The sequence below is a fragment of the Pseudomonas pisciculturae genome, assembly GCF_015461805.1.
GTDB classification, from domain to species: domain Bacteria; phylum Pseudomonadota; class Gammaproteobacteria; order Pseudomonadales; family Pseudomonadaceae; genus Aquipseudomonas; species Aquipseudomonas pisciculturae.
On sequence record NZ_JACVZE010000002.1, the window covers coordinates 466,635 to 480,759 of the forward strand.

Genomic DNA, 14,125 nt, shown 5'->3' on the forward strand with positions numbered 1-14,125 from the left:
CCTCCATGGTGCACAGCATGACCGCCTTCGCCCGCGTCGAAAAAGCCGGCGTCCAAGGCACCCTGAGCTGGGAACTACGCTCGGTCAACAGCCGCTACCTGGAGCCGCACCTGCGCCTGCCGGAATCATTCCGCGACCTGGAAGGCGCCGTGCGTGAAGCGCTGCGCCAGGGCATTTCCCGTGGCAAGCTGGAATGCACCCTGCGTTTTACCGAAGAAACCACCGGCAAGGCCTTGCAGATTGACCGCGACCGCGCCGCGCAACTGGTCGCCGCCGCCGAGACCATCGCCGGCCTGATCAAGCAGCCCGCCGCGCTCAACCCCCTAGAGGTGCTGGCCTGGCCTGGCGTACTGGTGGCCGACGCCACCGACCCGCAAGCCCTCAACGCCGAAGCCCTCGCCCTGTTCAACCAGGGCTTGAAGGAGCTCAAGGCCGGCCGCGAGCGCGAAGGCGCCGAACTGGCCCGCCTGATCAGCGAACGCCTGACCTCTATCGAAGAAGACGTGGTCACCCTGCGCGAGCTGGTGCCGCAAATGCTTGCGACCCAGCGCCAGAAGGTCCTCGACCGCTTCACCGACATGAAGGCCGACCTCGACCCGACGCGCCTGGAGCAGGAAATGGTCCTGCTGGCACAAAAGAGCGACGTCGCCGAAGAGCTCGACCGCCTGAGCACTCACATCCTTGAAGTGCGCCGCGTGCTCAAGTCCGCCGGTGCCGCTGGTCGGCGCCTGGACTTCCTGATGCAGGAACTCAACCGCGAAGCCAATACACTGGGCTCCAAGGCGTTTGACCCGCGCAGCACCCAGGCTGCGGTCAACCTCAAAGTGTTGATCGAGCAGATGCGCGAACAAGTACAGAATATTGAGTAAGGCAACTTCCATGACCCACAGCACCGGCACCCTTTACATCATTTCCGCCCCTTCAGGCGCGGGCAAGAGCAGCCTGGTCAAGGCCCTCACCGACGCTGACGAGCAGATCCGCATCTCGGTCTCCCACACCACCCGCGCCATGCGCCCGGGCGAGGAGAACGGCGTGCACTATCACTTCGTCGAACGCACCGAGTTCGTCAAGATGATCGAGCACGGCGACTTCCTGGAGCGCGCCGAAGTGTTCGGCAACCTCTATGGCACCTCGCAAAGCCACCTGCAACAGACCCTGGACGAAGGCCACGACCTGATCCTGGAAATCGACTGGCAGGGCGCCGAGCAAGTGCGCAAATTGATGCCACAGGCGCGCTCGATCTTTATCCTGCCGCCGTCCCTGGAGGCATTGCACCAGCGCCTGACCAACCGCGGCCAGGACAGCGACGAGATCATTGAAGGCCGCATGCGTGAAGCCGTCAGCGAAATGAGCCACTACGTCGACTACGACTACCTGATCATCAACGACGACTTTGCCCATGCACTGGACGATTTGAAGGCGATTTTCCGCACCAATCAGCTCCAGCAGAAGCGTCAACAGCAGCGTTTTGGCAAATTGCTCGCCCAATTGCTTGGCTGATTGGCTCTTCCCAAAACCGCTGCAGGGGCTTTACATTGGCGCTTACAGCGGTTTTACGAGGGCTCGCGAAAAATCAGCGCTTCCCTAAACGCTGGTGATTTTTTAAACTGCTTAGTCCGCTCGCCCAACCGGGCAGCGCGCATCTTGCATTCGCTCCGAGGAATACCATGGCCCGCGTAACCGTTGAAGACTGCCTAGAACACGTGGATAACCGCTTTGAGCTGGTCATGCTCTCTACCAAGCGTGCCCGTCAACTGGCCACTGGCGGCAAAGAGCCCCTGGTCCAGTGGGAAAACGACAAGCCTACTGTTGTAGCCCTGCGTGAAATCGCTGAAGGCCTGATGAGCTACGAGTTCATCGCCGAACAGGAAATCGTCCACGAAGACCCTGTCTTCGCGGCGTTCGAGGACGAGTCCAACGAGGCCGTCTAAGCCTATGCCTGGTCGACGTAGCACGGCGCGGGGTCAACGCACGCGGCAGGAGTCAATCCTATGCCGAGCATAGACGCCCTCGCCGATCGCTTATCGGCCTATCTCGGCCCAGACCAGGTCAACCTGGTCCGCCGAGCGTATTTCTACGCCGAACAAGCCCACGACGGCCAACGCCGCCGCAGTGGCGAGGCGTATGTCACCCATCCTCTTGCGGTGGCCAACATTCTTGCCGACATGCACATGGACCATCAGAGCCTGATGGCCGCGATGCTGCATGACGTGATCGAAGACACCGGCATCGCCAAAGAAGCGCTCAGCGCGCAATTTGGCGAGACCGTGGCCGAACTGGTCGATGGGGTCAGCAAACTGACCCAGATGAACTTCGAAACCAAGGCCGAAGCACAGGCAGAAAACTTCCAGAAGATGGCCATGGCCATGGCCCGAGACATTCGGGTGATCCTGGTCAAGCTGGCCGACCGGCTGCACAACATGCGCACGCTGGAAGTGCTGTCCGGTGAAAAACGCCGGCGCATCGCCAAGGAAACCCTGGAAATCTACGCGCCCATCGCCAATCGGCTGGGCATGCATGCCATTCGTATCGAATTCGAAGACCTCGGCTTTAAGGCCATGCACCCGATGCGTTCGGCGCGCATCTACCAAGCCGTCAAGCGCGCCCGGGGCAACCGCAAGGAAATCGTCAACAAGATCGAAGAGTCCCTGAGCCATTGCCTGGCGATCGATGAGATCGAGGGCGAGGTCAGCGGCCGGCAGAAACACATTTACGGCATCTACAAAAAGATGCGCGGCAAGCGCCGGGCCTTCAACGAGATCATGGACGTGTACGCGTTCCGGATCATCGTCGACAAGGTCGACACCTGCTACCGCGTGCTGGGCGCTGTACATAATTTGTACAAACCTCTGCCGGGGCGTTTCAAGGACTACATCGCGATCCCCAAGGCCAACGGCTATCAATCGCTGCATACCACGCTGTTCGGTATGCACGGGGTGCCGATCGAGATCCAGATTCGTACCCGCGAGATGGAAGAGATGGCCAACAACGGCATCGCCGCCCATTGGCTGTACAAGTCCAGCGGCGACGAGCAGCCCAAAGGCACCCATGCCCGCGCCCGCCAGTGGGTCAAAGGCGTGCTGGAAATGCAGCAACGTGCCGGCAACTCCCTCGAATTTATCGAAAGCGTGAAGATCGACCTGTTTCCGGACGAGGTCTACGTGTTCACACCCAAAGGCCGCATCATGGAGCTGCCCAAAGGCTCCACGGCGGTCGACTTTGCCTACGCGGTGCACACCGACGTGGGCAACAGCTGCATCGCTTGCCGGATCAATCGCCGGCTGGCCCCGCTGTCCGAACCGCTGCAAAGCGGCTCCACGGTGGAGATCGTCAGCGCACCGGGCGCACGCCCGAACCCGGCGTGGCTCAACTTCGTGGTCACCGGCAAGGCGCGCACACACATTCGTCACGCGCTGAAGCTACAGCGCCGCTCCGAATCCATCAGCTTGGGCGAACGCCTGCTGAACAAAGTGCTCAACGGTTTCGACAGTGCCCTGGACAAGATCCCGCAAGAGCGCGTGCAAGCGATGCTCCACGAGTATCGTCAGGAAACCGTCGAAGACCTGCTGGAAGACATCGGCCTGGGTAACCGCATGGCCTACGTGGTCGCCCGCCGCCTGCTGGGCGAAGGCGAACAGTTGCCAAGTCCCGAAGGCCCGCTGGCGATTCGCGGCACCGAGGGCCTGGTGCTCAGCTACGCCAAATGCTGCACGCCGATCCCGGGCGACCCGATTGTGGGCCACTTGTCTGCCGGTAAAGGCATGGTGGTGCACCTGGACAACTGTCGCAACATCACCGAAATCCGTCACAACCCCGAAAAATGCATCCAGCTTTCGTGGGCCAAGGATGTCACCGGCGAATTCAACGTCGAGTTGCGCGTCGAGCTGGAACACCAGCGCGGCCTGATCGCCCTGCTGGCCAGCAGCGTCAACGCAGCCGACGGCAATATCGAAAAGATCAGCATGGACGAACGCGATGGTCGCATCAGCGTGGTCCAGTTGGTCGTCAGCGTACACGACCGCGTGCACCTGGCCCGCGTGATCAAGAAACTGCGCGCCTTGACCGGTGTGATCCGCATCACCCGCATGCGTGCATAGCCGATCCATTACAAGGAGTCATTCATGACCAAGACCGTTATCACCAGCGACAAGGCCCCGGCCGCCATCGGCACCTACTCCCAGGCGATCAAGGCGGGCAACACTGTCTACATGTCCGGCCAGATCCCGCTGGACCCAAAGACCATGGAACTGGTGGAAGGCTTCGAAGCGCAGACCGTACAGGTCTTCGAGAACCTCAAGTCCGTGGCCGAAGCCGCTGGCGGTTCCTTCAAAGACATCGTCAAACTGAACATCTTCCTCACCGACCTGAGCCACTTCGCCAAGGTTAACGAGATCATGGGCAAGTACTTCGAACAGCCGTACCCAGCCCGCGCCGCCATTGGCGTTGCCGCCCTGCCAAAGGGCGCGCAGGTTGAGATGGACGCGATTCTGGTCATCGAGTAAAACACCCGGCGCAGCTTTCCCCAAGCTGCGCCGACTCCGTTTCAGAAGGATTTCGTAATGCGCAAAGCGCTTGTAGCCTCATCATTGCTCACCCTGCTGCTCGGCGGCTGCGCCAGCAACCCCGCCGACCTGGATGTGAGCGGCACCTGGATCAACCAGGTCGCCATCGATGCGGCAGCCAAGGGCGGCCCTTTGCGTGAAGCCCTGCAAAGCTTTGGCCCGACCCTCGAATGGGAGGTCAACCCCAAGGCCGCGCAGGCGCGCTACTACAACGGTTTTGAAGTAGCGGAAGGCAAGTTGCTGGGTGAGCAATCCGGCGCCTGGAGCGTCGACTTCTACGGCAGCTCCGCCACCGAACTCAAACGCAAAGGCAAACAACTGCTGCAAGTGGCCAACGACAATGAGCCAGAGCAACTGTTTGCACGCCCCAAAGAGCCCGCCCCGGAAGGCGCGCCACTGGGCGCCAACTTCGAGCGCGCGCTCTATGCCGCCTATATGGGCGGCGACTGGAAGATCCTCGACGGCTTCGGCAGCGGCGCCATCGTGCAATTCCAGGCCAACGGCAAAGTCGCAGGCTTGCCCAATGTTGATCAGTACTCGCTGTGCCTGGCGGGCGATTGCGCCTCAATGAGCGGCGGCTATGACAGCATCTGGTTGCAGTTGAACGGTCAGGGCAATCCGTGGATTTTTGTGCGCAAGGATAAGCAGCTGGAGATCTTCCAGGCGATCAATACTGCCCAAACCGACGAAGTGCCGTCGTTTACCCCTGGGCCGCGTCAGTGGCTGCTGGAAAAACAGTGATACAGAACAAAGGAGCCGAAAGGCTCCTTTTTCTTTAGCCTGCGCCCGGTTTAAAACTGCCCCAGGACGGCCTCATGCGTAAATTGTTTGCCCTTGGATTGTTGTTACTGGGTGGCTGCGGCCATACACCAGCAGCCCCGAACATCGACGGTATCTGGATCAACCAGGCCCTGATCGACAGAGCTGCACAAGGCACGCCCTTGAACACCGCAGGCTCATACCACGAATGGGATATCGACACCCGTAACGGCAAGGCACAAGTCAGCAACGGCTTTGAAGCAGGAGAAGGCCTGCTGCGACAGACCGCACCCAACACCTGGATCGTCGACTACAACGGCTACGGCACCGACGAACTGCGCTTGGAGGGCGAGCAACTGATTCAACAGGCCCAAGCGGATGCCCACCAACAAGCATTTCATCGCCCCAAAGAAGCCCCCATCGCGGGAGCGGCGTGGGGGAGCACCTTCAGAAAAGCCCTGAATGCCGCCTATCTCAGCGGACAGTGGCATATCGTGGACGGCCCAGGCACCGGCAAGCCACTCGTGTTTACGGCGGATGGCGGCGTTTCGGGGCTACCTGGGGCAGACAACTATGAACTCTGCCTGGACGGTGACTGTGCCTCCCAGGGTGCGGGCCATGACACGATTTACCTAGGTGTCGGGGACGAAGGCGATTCATGGATTTTCGTGCGCAAGGGCAAGCAGCTGGAGATATTCCAGGCGGTCAACACCGCACAGCCTGATGAAATACCTCAGCTCACGCCCGGCCCTCGACAATGGCGGCTTGAAAAGCAATAGCCAGCCTCACTGAGATCCAAATGTGGGAGCGGGCTTGCTCGCGAATACAGTGGATCAGTCGACATCTTCAGTGACTGACACAACGCATTCGCGAGCAAGCCTGCTCCCACATTTTTATCGCGTTTCAGCCTTTGAGGATTGCGGCGTAACCTTCACGATAGGTCGGATAAGCCGGCACCCAACCCAATGCCTTAGCCCGCGCATTGCTACACTGCTTGCTGCCCGCACGCCGCACACTGGCGTCGTCCGCCCACTCAGTCACGCCTAGATACTCGCGCAACCAATCCACCACTTCAGCCAACGGCGCGGGCGCATCGTCAACACCGATGTAAACCTTGTCCAACTGGCCGCCCTGCTCTACATGTCGCAACAAAAAGGCCAACAACCCCGCCGCGTCATCCGCGTGAATGCGATTGCCATATAAAGGAGGGTCAATGGCCACCCGGTAACCTCGGCGCACCTGGGTCAGCAGCCACTCACGGCCAGGCCCGTAAATGCCGGTAAGGCGCACGATGCTCGCCGGGATGCCGCTGTCGAGTGCCACTTGCTCGGCCTCCAGCATCACTTGCCCGGAATAACCCTGCGCTTGCGTGTCGGACGTTTCGTCGACCCACTCGCCATTCTGCTGCCCATACACACTGCTGCTGGATACAAACAGCAGGTGCTTGGGCTCTTGCCCGTAGTCCTGCAGCCACTCCAGAACATGTTTCAGGCCCTGCACGTAAGCAGCGCGATACCCGGCTTCATCGTGGTCAGTCGCCGCCGCGCAATACACCAGGTAGTCCACCCCACCAATCGGCCAGGTGTCCGGGCAAGCCTTGTTGAACAGGTCACCGGCAATCCCGATGACGCCAGCGGGAAGGCGCGAAATATCGCGCCGCAGGCCGTGAACCTCCCATTCCGAAGCGAGCAATTGGCTAGCCAGCCGGCTCCCCACATCGCCACAGCCAGCAATCACAACAGAAGGCGCAGACATCACAAAACTCCGTACTGAAAGGTCTAGGTTAGCCCTCGCAGATGACAAACGGCCAGAAAAAGCACAAATAAAGTTACTGTATTACTTCTGTTAACAAGAATTACTTGCAATAATAACGACCCATTTGTCCTCGACCCCTCCCAGGGTCTGGTAGGACGATCACCCATTTTCCCTCTCAGGTCCGGCCAGCATGACACGTAATACAACCCCCGCTTCGCCAACCACATCCCGCGCCTGGCGCGCGATTGCAGCATTGCTGTTCAGCGTACTGCTGGCGCCGACCGCCGCCTTCGCTGATGCCACCGCCCCAGCCGCTCCGGCCGCTGCCGAGCAAGGCGCTGCTGCTCCGGCCGCCACGCCAGCCGCGACCGACCCAGTCTTGGCTGCTGACCCGGCTTCCGCTGACGAAACCGGCGTCGTACTGGAAGAAGACAATACCCTGGGCATGGCCCACGACCTGTCCCCATGGGGCATGTACCAGAACGCTGACGTCGTGGTGAAAGCCGTGATGATCGGCCTGGCCATCGCGTCGATCATCACCTGGACCATCTGGATCGCCAAAGGCTTCGAGCTGCTGGGCGCCAAGCGTCGTCTGCGCACTGAAATCGTCCACCTGAAAAAGGCCACCACCCTCAAGGAAGCGAGCGAAAGCGCAACCAAGAAGGGCACCCTGGCCAACACCCTGGTGCACGACGCGCTGGAAGAGATGCGCCTGTCGGCCAACGCCCGCGAAAAAGAAGGCATCAAGGAACGCGTGGCCTTCCGCCTGGAGCGCCTGGTTGCAGCCTGCGGCCGTAACATGAGCAGTGGCACCGGCGTATTGGCAACCATCGGTTCCACCGCGCCGTTCGTCGGCCTGTTCGGCACCGTATGGGGCATCATGAACAGCTTCATCGGCATCGCCAAAACCCAAACCACTAACCTCGCCGTCGTTGCCCCAGGCATCGCCGAAGCCCTGCTGGCAACCGCCCTGGGCCTGGTTGCTGCGATTCCTGCGGTAGTGATCTACAACGTCTTCGCCCGTTCGATTGCCGGCTACAAGGCCCAGGTATCGGACGCGTCGGCAGAAGTCCTGCTGCTGGTCAGCCGCGACCTCGATCACCTGCCTACCGAGCGCAGCTCGCAACCGCACATGGTGAAAGTGGGGTAATCGGCCATGGGCCTGCATTTGAATCAAGGCGACGACGAACTCGTCGAGAACCACGAAATCAACGTCACGCCGTTTATCGACGTGATGCTGGTGCTGCTGATCATCTTTATGGTGGCAGCACCGCTGGCGACCGTGGACATTAAAGTCGACCTGCCCGCCTCCAGCGCCAAGCCGGCGCCGCGGCCAGAGAAACCGGTGTTTCTCAGCGTCAAGGCGGACCAACGTCTGTTCCTGGGCGAAGAAGAAGTCAAATCCGAAACCCTGGGCGCGGTGCTCGACGCCAAGACCCAAGGCAAGAAAGACACGACGATCTTCTTCCAGGCCGACAAGGGCGTGGACTACGGCGACCTGATGAGCGTGATGGATGCCCTGCGGGCAGCCGGCTACCTCAAGGTAGGCCTGGTCGGACTTGAGACGGCAGCCAAGAAATGATCACGACGCGCCACAAACTGACGCGTTATGGCACCAGCCTCGCCGTCGTGCTGGGCGTGCATGCCGTCGCGATTGCTATCGCGCTCCACTGGTCAGCGCCGCACACGGTGCAGTTGCCACCGGCTGCCATGGTCATCGACCTGGCGCCGATGCCTGCGCCGCCGCCTCCGGCACCGCCCAAGGTGGTAACGCCGCCGCAACCGCCTGCGCCGGTCGAAGAGCTGCCCCTGCCGAAACTGGCCGAGGCACCCAAGCCGACCATTCAGGTGCCCAAGCCAGTCAAGCCCAAGCCGAAGCCTCAGCCGCCCAAGCCGGTGGAGAAGAAGATCGAGCCGCCCAAGGAGAAACCTTCCGAGGACCCGCCGAGCGATGCTCCACCGACCAACGCACCTGCAGAGAAGTCAGCCCAGCCCGTACCAGGCCCGTCGCCGCAGCAAGTCGCGGCCAAGGCATCCTGGGAAGGCAGCCTGTTGGCGCATTTGCAGAAGTACAAGAAGTACCCGCCAGGCGCCCAGGCCCGTGGCAAGGAAGGCCTGAACCGCCTGAAGTTCGTGGTGGATGCTGACGGCAATGTGCTGTCCTACGAATTGGTGGGCCGCTCCGGCAACGCTGACCTGGACCGCGCTACCCTGGACATGATCCGTCGTGCCCAGCCGCTGCCCAAGCCGCCGGCCGACATGCTCAAAGGTGGCAGCATCGAGATCGTTGCACCGTTTGTGTACAACATCGAGAAGCGTCGCCGCTAAAGGCATGTGGGGACCAATGTGGGAGGGGGCTTGCCCCCGATAGCGATGGACCAGTCGATATTTTCTTCGACTGACACACCGCCATCGGGGGCAAGCCCCCTCCCACATTTGGTTTCATCACACAGAAAGATCCCGCACATTCCCCACTCAATCCCCAACAAACTTCTGATAACGTGCGTCTATCGATTGCAGCCGGTATGCTTGGCCCGCAACCTCATGGACGCCCGCTATGACTCTCACAGAATTACGCTACATCGTTACCCTCGCCCAAGAGCAGCACTTCGGCCACGCGGCCGAGCGTTGCCACGTCAGCCAGCCGACGTTGTCGGTGGGCGTGAAGAAGCTTGAAGACGAACTCGGTGTGCTGATTTTCGAGCGCAGCAAGAGCGCCGTGCGCCTCACCCCCGTGGGTGAAGGCATCGTTGCCCAGGCCCAGAAGGTATTGGAGCAAGCGCAGAGCATTCGCGAGCTGGCCCAGGCCGGCAAGAACCAGTTGACCGCCCCGCTCAAAGTCGGCGCCATCTACACCGTCGGCCCGTACCTGTTCCCGCACTTGATCCCGCAACTGCACCGCGTCGCGCCGCAGATGCCGCTGTATATCGAAGAAAACTTCACCCACGTGCTGCGCGACAAACTGCGCAACGGCGAGTTGGACGCGATCATCATCGCCCTGCCGTTCAACGAGGCGGACGTACTCACCCTGCCCCTCTACGACGAGCCGTTCTACGTGCTGATGCCCGCCTCCCACCCGTGGACGCAAAAAGACACCATCGACGCCGGCCTGCTCAACGACAAGAGCCTGCTGCTGCTGGGCGAAGGCCATTGCTTCCGCGACCAGGTGCTCGAAGCCTGCCCAACCCTGACCAAGGGCAACGACGGCGCCAAGCACACCACGGTGGAATCCAGCTCCCTGGAAACCATCCGCCACATGGTCGCCTCCGGCCTGGGTATTTCGATCCTGCCGTTCTCGGCTGTAGACAGCCATCACTACGCCCCCGGCGTGATCGCAGTACGCCCACTGACGCCGCCCGTGCCGTTCCGTACCGTGGCCATCGCCTGGCGCGCCAGCTTCCCACGGCCCAAGGCCATTGAGATCCTCGCCGACTCGATCCGCTTGTGCTCGGTGGCCAAGCCGACTGCTGCGAGCTAAGCCAACGTATGAGTGAGCTGTCGCAGGTGTCGGTGACGGCACTCAAGGGTGTCGGTGAAGCCATGGCCGAGAAATTGGCCAAGGTCGGCCTGGAGAATCTCCAGGACGTGCTGTTCCATCTACCCCTGCGTTACCAGGACCGAACCCGCGTGGTGCCCATCGGCCAGTTGCGCCCTGGGCAGGACGCAGTGGTCGAAGGCACCGTGAGCGGCGCCGATGTGGTGATGGGCAAACGCCGTAGCCTCGTGGTGCGTCTGCAAGACGGCACCGGCGGCCTGAGCCTGCGCTTCTACCATTTCAGCAATGCGCAGAAGGAAGGCCTCAAGCGTGGCACCCGCGTGCGTTGCTACGGCGAAGCGCGCCCCGGCGCATCGGGCCTGGAGATCTACCACCCGGAATACCGCGCCATCACCGGCGACGAGCCGCCGCCGGTAGACACCACCCTCACGCCGATCTACCCGCTCACCGAAGGCCTGACCCAACAGCGCCTGCGCCAACTGTGCACGCAGACACTGACGATGCTCGGCCCCAAAAGCCTGCCCGACTGGCTGCCGCTCGAACTGGCCCGCGATTATCAACTGGCGCCGCTGGACGATGCGATTCGCTACCTGCATCACCCGCCGGCCGATGCCGATGTGGACGAGCTGGCCCTGGGTCATCACTGGGCCCAGCACCGCCTGGCCTTCGAAGAGTTGCTGACGCACCAGTTGTCCCAGCAACGCCTGCGCGAAAGCATGCGCTCACTGCGTGCACCCGCGATGCCCAAGGCCACGCGCCTGCCCGCGCAATACCTGGCCAACCTGGGCTTCGCACCCACCGGCGCCCAACAGCGCGTGGGTAATGAAATCGCCTACGACCTCAGCCAGAAAGAACCGATGCTGCGCCTGATCCAGGGCGACGTAGGCGCCGGCAAAACCGTAGTCGCCGCCCTCGCCGCCCTGCAAGCACTCGAAGCCGGATACCAGGTGGCGCTGATGGCCCCTACCGAGATCCTCGCCGAACAGCACTTCATCACCTTCAAGCGCTGGCTCGAACCGTTGGGCCTCGAAGTGGCGTGGTTGGCCGGCAAGCTCAAGGGTAAGAACCGCGTCTCGGCGCTGGAGCAAATCGCCGGTGGCGCCCCGATGGTGGTGGGCACCCACGCGCTGTTCCAGGACGAAGTGAGGTTCAAGAACCTGGCCTTGGTGATCATCGACGAACAACACCGTTTCGGCGTGCAACAACGCCTGGCCCTGCGCCAGAAAGGCGTGGGCGGGCGCATGAACCCGCACCAACTGATCATGACTGCAACGCCGATCCCGCGCACCTTGGCCATGAGCGCGTACGCCGACCTCGACACCTCGATCCTCGACGAACTGCCCCCCGGCCGAACCCCAGTCAATACCGTGCTGGTCACCGACACCCGGCGCGTCGAAGTGATCGAACGCGTACGCGGTGCCTGCGCCGAAGGCCGCCAGGCCTATTGGGTGTGCACGCTGATCGAAGAATCCGAAGAGTTGACCTGCCAGGCCGCCGAAACCACCTATGAAGACCTCACCAGCGCCTTGGGCGAACTCAAGGTCGGGCTGATCCACGGCCGCATGAAACCGGCCGAGAAAGCCGCCGTGATGGCCGAATTCAAGGCCGGCAACCTGCAACTGCTGGTGGCGACCACGGTGATCGAAGTGGGGGTGGACGTGCCCAACGCCAGCCTGATGATCATCGAAAACCCCGAGCGCCTGGGCCTGGCCCAATTGCACCAGTTGCGCGGCCGCGTTGGCCGGGGCAGCGCCGCCAGCCATTGCGTGCTGCTGTATCACCCGCCGCTGTCGCAGATCGGTCGTCAGCGCCTGGGGATCATGCGCGAAACCAACGACGGCTTTGTCATCGCCGAAAAAGACCTGGAGCTGCGCGGGCCCGGCGAAATGCTTGGCACCCGCCAAACCGGTCTGTTGCAGTTCAAGGTCGCCGACCTGATGCGCGATGCCGACCTGCTCCCGGCTGTACGCGACGCGGCGCAAGCGCTGCTGGAGCGCTGGCCGGAGCACGTCAGCCCACTGTTGGATCGCTGGCTCAGGCACGGGCAGCAATACGGCCAAGTGTGACGCCTGACTCACTTATACGACCAACAGATGTATCAAGCTGGTTATACTCCAACGACTGTAAGAAATTGGATCAGGCCATGTCAGAAGTAGCCCTCGCCACAGCCCCAGTGACGGTTCCGCCGGTCATTCAGGCTCTGCTCGCAAAGCTCGCCATCCCCTACACCGAAGTCACCGAACACCCCGGCCTAGACGCTGCGCGCAAGGTTCAGGCCGTGTTGCTGGAAGACGCCGTGGGCGCTCTGATGGTGCTGTTCCCGCAAAACCAATTGCTCGACCTCAACCGCCTCGCCGAACTCACCGGTCGCCGCCTCACTGCGGTGTCGCCGGATCGGGTCGAGCGCATGTTGGGCAAGCACGAACTGAGCCTGCTGCCGGGCCTGCCCGCGCTTACCAGCTCACCCTGCCTGTATGAGGGCAGCCTGCTCAACGCGCCGAGCCTGCTGGTGCATTCGGGTGAAGCCGGGCTGCTGCTGGAGATCTCCAGCGCCGACTTCAAGACCATGCTCAACAAGGCCAGCGCCGCTCAGTTTGGCGAGCCGCTGAGCAATATCCGCCCCAACCTCGACCGCCCCAATGATGACCGCGAGGAAATCACCCAGGCGATGCAGGCGTTCACCGCCCGCCGCATCCAGCAACGCCTGGAAGCGACCATCGAGATACCACCGCTGGCTGACACCGCGCAAAAGATCATCAAGCTGCGGGTCGACCCCAACGCCACCATCGATGACATTACCGGCGTGGTAGAAACCGACCCGGCCCTGGCCGCCCAAGTGGTGAGCTGGGCCGCATCGCCGTACTACGCGTCGCCGGGCAAGATCCGCTCGGTGGAAGATGCCATCGTGCGTGTACTGGGCTTCGATCTGGTGATCAACCTGGCCTTGGGCCTGGCCTTGGGCAAGACCCTGAGTCTGCCTAAAGACCACCCGCACCAGGCCACGCCGTACTGGCACCAGTCGATCTACACCGCAGCCGTAATCGAAGGCCTCACCCGTGCCATGCCACGCGCCCAGCGCCCGGAAGCCGGGTTGACCTACCTGGCCGGCCTGCTGCACAACTTCGGTTACCTGCTGCTGGCCCACGTGTTTCCGCCGCACTTCTCGCTCATCTGCCGCCACCTGGAAGTCAACCCGCACCTGTGCCACAGCTATGTGGAACAGCACCTGCTGGGGATCAGCCGCGAGCAGATCGGTGCGTGGTTAATGCGTTACTGGGACATGCCGGATGAACTGTCCACAGCCCTGCGCTTTCAGCACGACCCGACGTATGACGGTCAGTACGCTGAATACCCGAACCTGGTGTGTTTGGCGGTGCGTTTGTTGCGTAGCCGCGGCATCGGGTCTGGGCCGGATGAAGCGATTCCTGACGAACTGCTTGAGCGTCTGGGGCTGAGCCGGGACAAGGCTGAGGAAGTGGTCGGCAAGGTGTTGGATGCTGAGGTGCTGTTGCGGGAATTGGCGTCCCAGTTCAGCCAGAACTGAATCTGTAGA

14 protein-coding genes are annotated in these 14,125 nt (G+C 61.9%); 13 read left to right on the forward strand and 1 reads right to left on the reverse strand.

Going from position 1 to position 14,125, the window contains the following annotated elements; all coding sequences use genetic code 11:
* Nucleotides 1–5 precede the first annotated feature (5 nt).
* The 7 genes from ICY20_RS07860 to ICY20_RS07890 all read left to right on the forward strand — a co-directional run bounded on the left by ICY20_RS07860 (nucleotide 6) and on the right by ICY20_RS07890 (nucleotide 6,100).
* A complete protein-coding gene (locus ICY20_RS07860) occupies nucleotides 6–869 on the forward strand; it encodes a YicC/YloC family endoribonuclease (RefSeq protein WP_159956388.1) in 864 nt (287 codons plus the stop codon).
* Nucleotides 870–879: 10 nt separating this feature from the next.
* Nucleotides 880–1,500, forward strand: a complete 621-nt coding sequence (gene gmk / locus ICY20_RS07865) for a guanylate kinase (RefSeq protein ID WP_159956390.1) — start codon at nucleotides 880–882, stop codon at nucleotides 1,498–1,500.
* 167 nt (nucleotides 1,501–1,667) lie between these two features.
* Entirely contained in the window at nucleotides 1,668–1,931 is a 264-nt protein-coding gene (gene rpoZ / locus ICY20_RS07870; RefSeq protein WP_122594506.1) for a DNA-directed RNA polymerase subunit omega, read from the forward strand.
* 60 nt (nucleotides 1,932–1,991) lie between these two features.
* Complete coding sequence (gene spoT, locus ICY20_RS07875; protein WP_122485203.1) at nucleotides 1,992–4,097, forward strand: bifunctional GTP diphosphokinase/guanosine-3',5'-bis pyrophosphate 3'-pyrophosphohydrolase; 2,106 nt, start codon at nucleotides 1,992–1,994, stop codon at nucleotides 4,095–4,097.
* Between the two features lie 24 nt (nucleotides 4,098–4,121).
* Nucleotides 4,122–4,502, forward strand: a complete 381-nt coding sequence (locus tag ICY20_RS07880; RefSeq protein WP_003176922.1) for a RidA family protein — start codon at nucleotides 4,122–4,124, stop codon at nucleotides 4,500–4,502.
* A gap of 57 nt (nucleotides 4,503–4,559) precedes the next feature.
* Entirely contained in the window at nucleotides 4,560–5,303 is a 744-nt protein-coding gene (locus ICY20_RS07885; protein ID WP_159956392.1) for a hypothetical protein, read from the forward strand.
* Between the two features lie 74 nt (nucleotides 5,304–5,377).
* Nucleotides 5,378–6,100: a hypothetical protein gene (locus ICY20_RS07890; RefSeq protein ID WP_194937251.1), complete on the forward strand. Its 723-nt coding sequence runs from the start codon at nucleotides 5,378–5,380 to the stop codon at nucleotides 6,098–6,100.
* 124 nt (nucleotides 6,101–6,224) lie between these two features.
* On the opposite strand, the gene ICY20_RS07895 is transcribed toward ICY20_RS07890, so the two are convergent.
* Complete coding sequence (locus ICY20_RS07895; RefSeq protein WP_159956396.1) at nucleotides 6,225–7,076, reverse strand: SDR family oxidoreductase; 852 nt, start codon at nucleotides 7,074–7,076, stop codon at nucleotides 6,225–6,227.
* Between the two features lie 190 nt (nucleotides 7,077–7,266).
* Here ICY20_RS07895 and exbB point away from each other — a divergent pair, with 190 nt between their 5' ends.
* The 6 genes from exbB to ICY20_RS07925 all read left to right on the forward strand — a co-directional run bounded on the left by exbB (nucleotide 7,267) and on the right by ICY20_RS07925 (nucleotide 14,116).
* A complete protein-coding gene (gene exbB, locus ICY20_RS07900; protein ID WP_194937252.1) occupies nucleotides 7,267–8,226 on the forward strand; it encodes a tonB-system energizer ExbB in 960 nt (319 codons plus the stop codon).
* Between the two features lie 6 nt (nucleotides 8,227–8,232).
* Nucleotides 8,233–8,658, forward strand: a complete 426-nt coding sequence (exbD, locus tag ICY20_RS07905) for a TonB system transport protein ExbD (RefSeq protein WP_084381544.1) — start codon at nucleotides 8,233–8,235, stop codon at nucleotides 8,656–8,658.
* On the forward strand, nucleotides 8,655–9,404 hold the full coding sequence (locus ICY20_RS07910) for a TonB family protein (protein WP_159956400.1): 750 nt from the start codon (nucleotides 8,655–8,657) through the stop codon (nucleotides 9,402–9,404). The genes exbD and ICY20_RS07910 overlap by 4 nt, the downstream gene beginning before the upstream one ends.
* Before the next feature lie 229 nt (nucleotides 9,405–9,633).
* Nucleotides 9,634–10,554, forward strand: a complete 921-nt coding sequence (locus ICY20_RS07915) for a hydrogen peroxide-inducible genes activator (RefSeq protein ID WP_122485209.1) — start codon at nucleotides 9,634–9,636, stop codon at nucleotides 10,552–10,554.
* An 8-nt stretch (nucleotides 10,555–10,562) separates the two neighbouring features.
* A complete protein-coding gene (recG, locus tag ICY20_RS07920) occupies nucleotides 10,563–12,638 on the forward strand; it encodes an ATP-dependent DNA helicase RecG (protein ID WP_194937253.1) in 2,076 nt (691 codons plus the stop codon).
* 77 nt (nucleotides 12,639–12,715) lie between these two features.
* Nucleotides 12,716–14,116, forward strand: coding sequence for an aminoacyl-tRNA deacylase and HDOD domain-containing protein (locus tag ICY20_RS07925; protein WP_194937254.1), 1,401 nt, complete (start codon nucleotides 12,716–12,718; stop codon nucleotides 14,114–14,116).
* Nucleotides 14,117–14,125 lie beyond the last annotated feature (9 nt).

Coding starts and splice junctions, on each gene's coding strand:
- ICY20_RS07860 (WP_159956388.1), top strand. CDS start 6: ATGGTGCACAGCATGACCGCCTTCGCCCGCGTCGAAAAAGCCGGCGTC.
- gmk (WP_159956390.1), top strand. CDS start 880: ATGACCCACAGCACCGGCACCCTTTACATCATTTCCGCCCCTTCAGGC.
- rpoZ (WP_122594506.1), top strand. CDS start 1,668: ATGGCCCGCGTAACCGTTGAAGACTGCCTAGAACACGTGGATAACCGC.
- spoT (WP_122485203.1), top strand. CDS start 1,992: ATGCCGAGCATAGACGCCCTCGCCGATCGCTTATCGGCCTATCTCGGC.
- ICY20_RS07880 (WP_003176922.1), top strand. CDS start 4,122: ATGACCAAGACCGTTATCACCAGCGACAAGGCCCCGGCCGCCATCGGC.
- ICY20_RS07885 (WP_159956392.1), top strand. CDS start 4,560: ATGCGCAAAGCGCTTGTAGCCTCATCATTGCTCACCCTGCTGCTCGGC.
- ICY20_RS07890 (WP_194937251.1), top strand. CDS start 5,378: ATGCGTAAATTGTTTGCCCTTGGATTGTTGTTACTGGGTGGCTGCGGC.
- ICY20_RS07895 (WP_159956396.1), bottom strand. CDS start 7,076: ATGTCTGCGCCTTCTGTTGTGATTGCTGGCTGTGGCGATGTGGGGAGC.
- exbB (WP_194937252.1), top strand. CDS start 7,267: ATGACACGTAATACAACCCCCGCTTCGCCAACCACATCCCGCGCCTGG.
- exbD (WP_084381544.1), top strand. CDS start 8,233: ATGGGCCTGCATTTGAATCAAGGCGACGACGAACTCGTCGAGAACCAC.
- ICY20_RS07910 (WP_159956400.1), top strand. CDS start 8,655: ATGATCACGACGCGCCACAAACTGACGCGTTATGGCACCAGCCTCGCC.
- ICY20_RS07915 (WP_122485209.1), top strand. CDS start 9,634: ATGACTCTCACAGAATTACGCTACATCGTTACCCTCGCCCAAGAGCAG.
- recG (WP_194937253.1), top strand. CDS start 10,563: ATGAGTGAGCTGTCGCAGGTGTCGGTGACGGCACTCAAGGGTGTCGGT.
- ICY20_RS07925 (WP_194937254.1), top strand. CDS start 12,716: ATGTCAGAAGTAGCCCTCGCCACAGCCCCAGTGACGGTTCCGCCGGTC.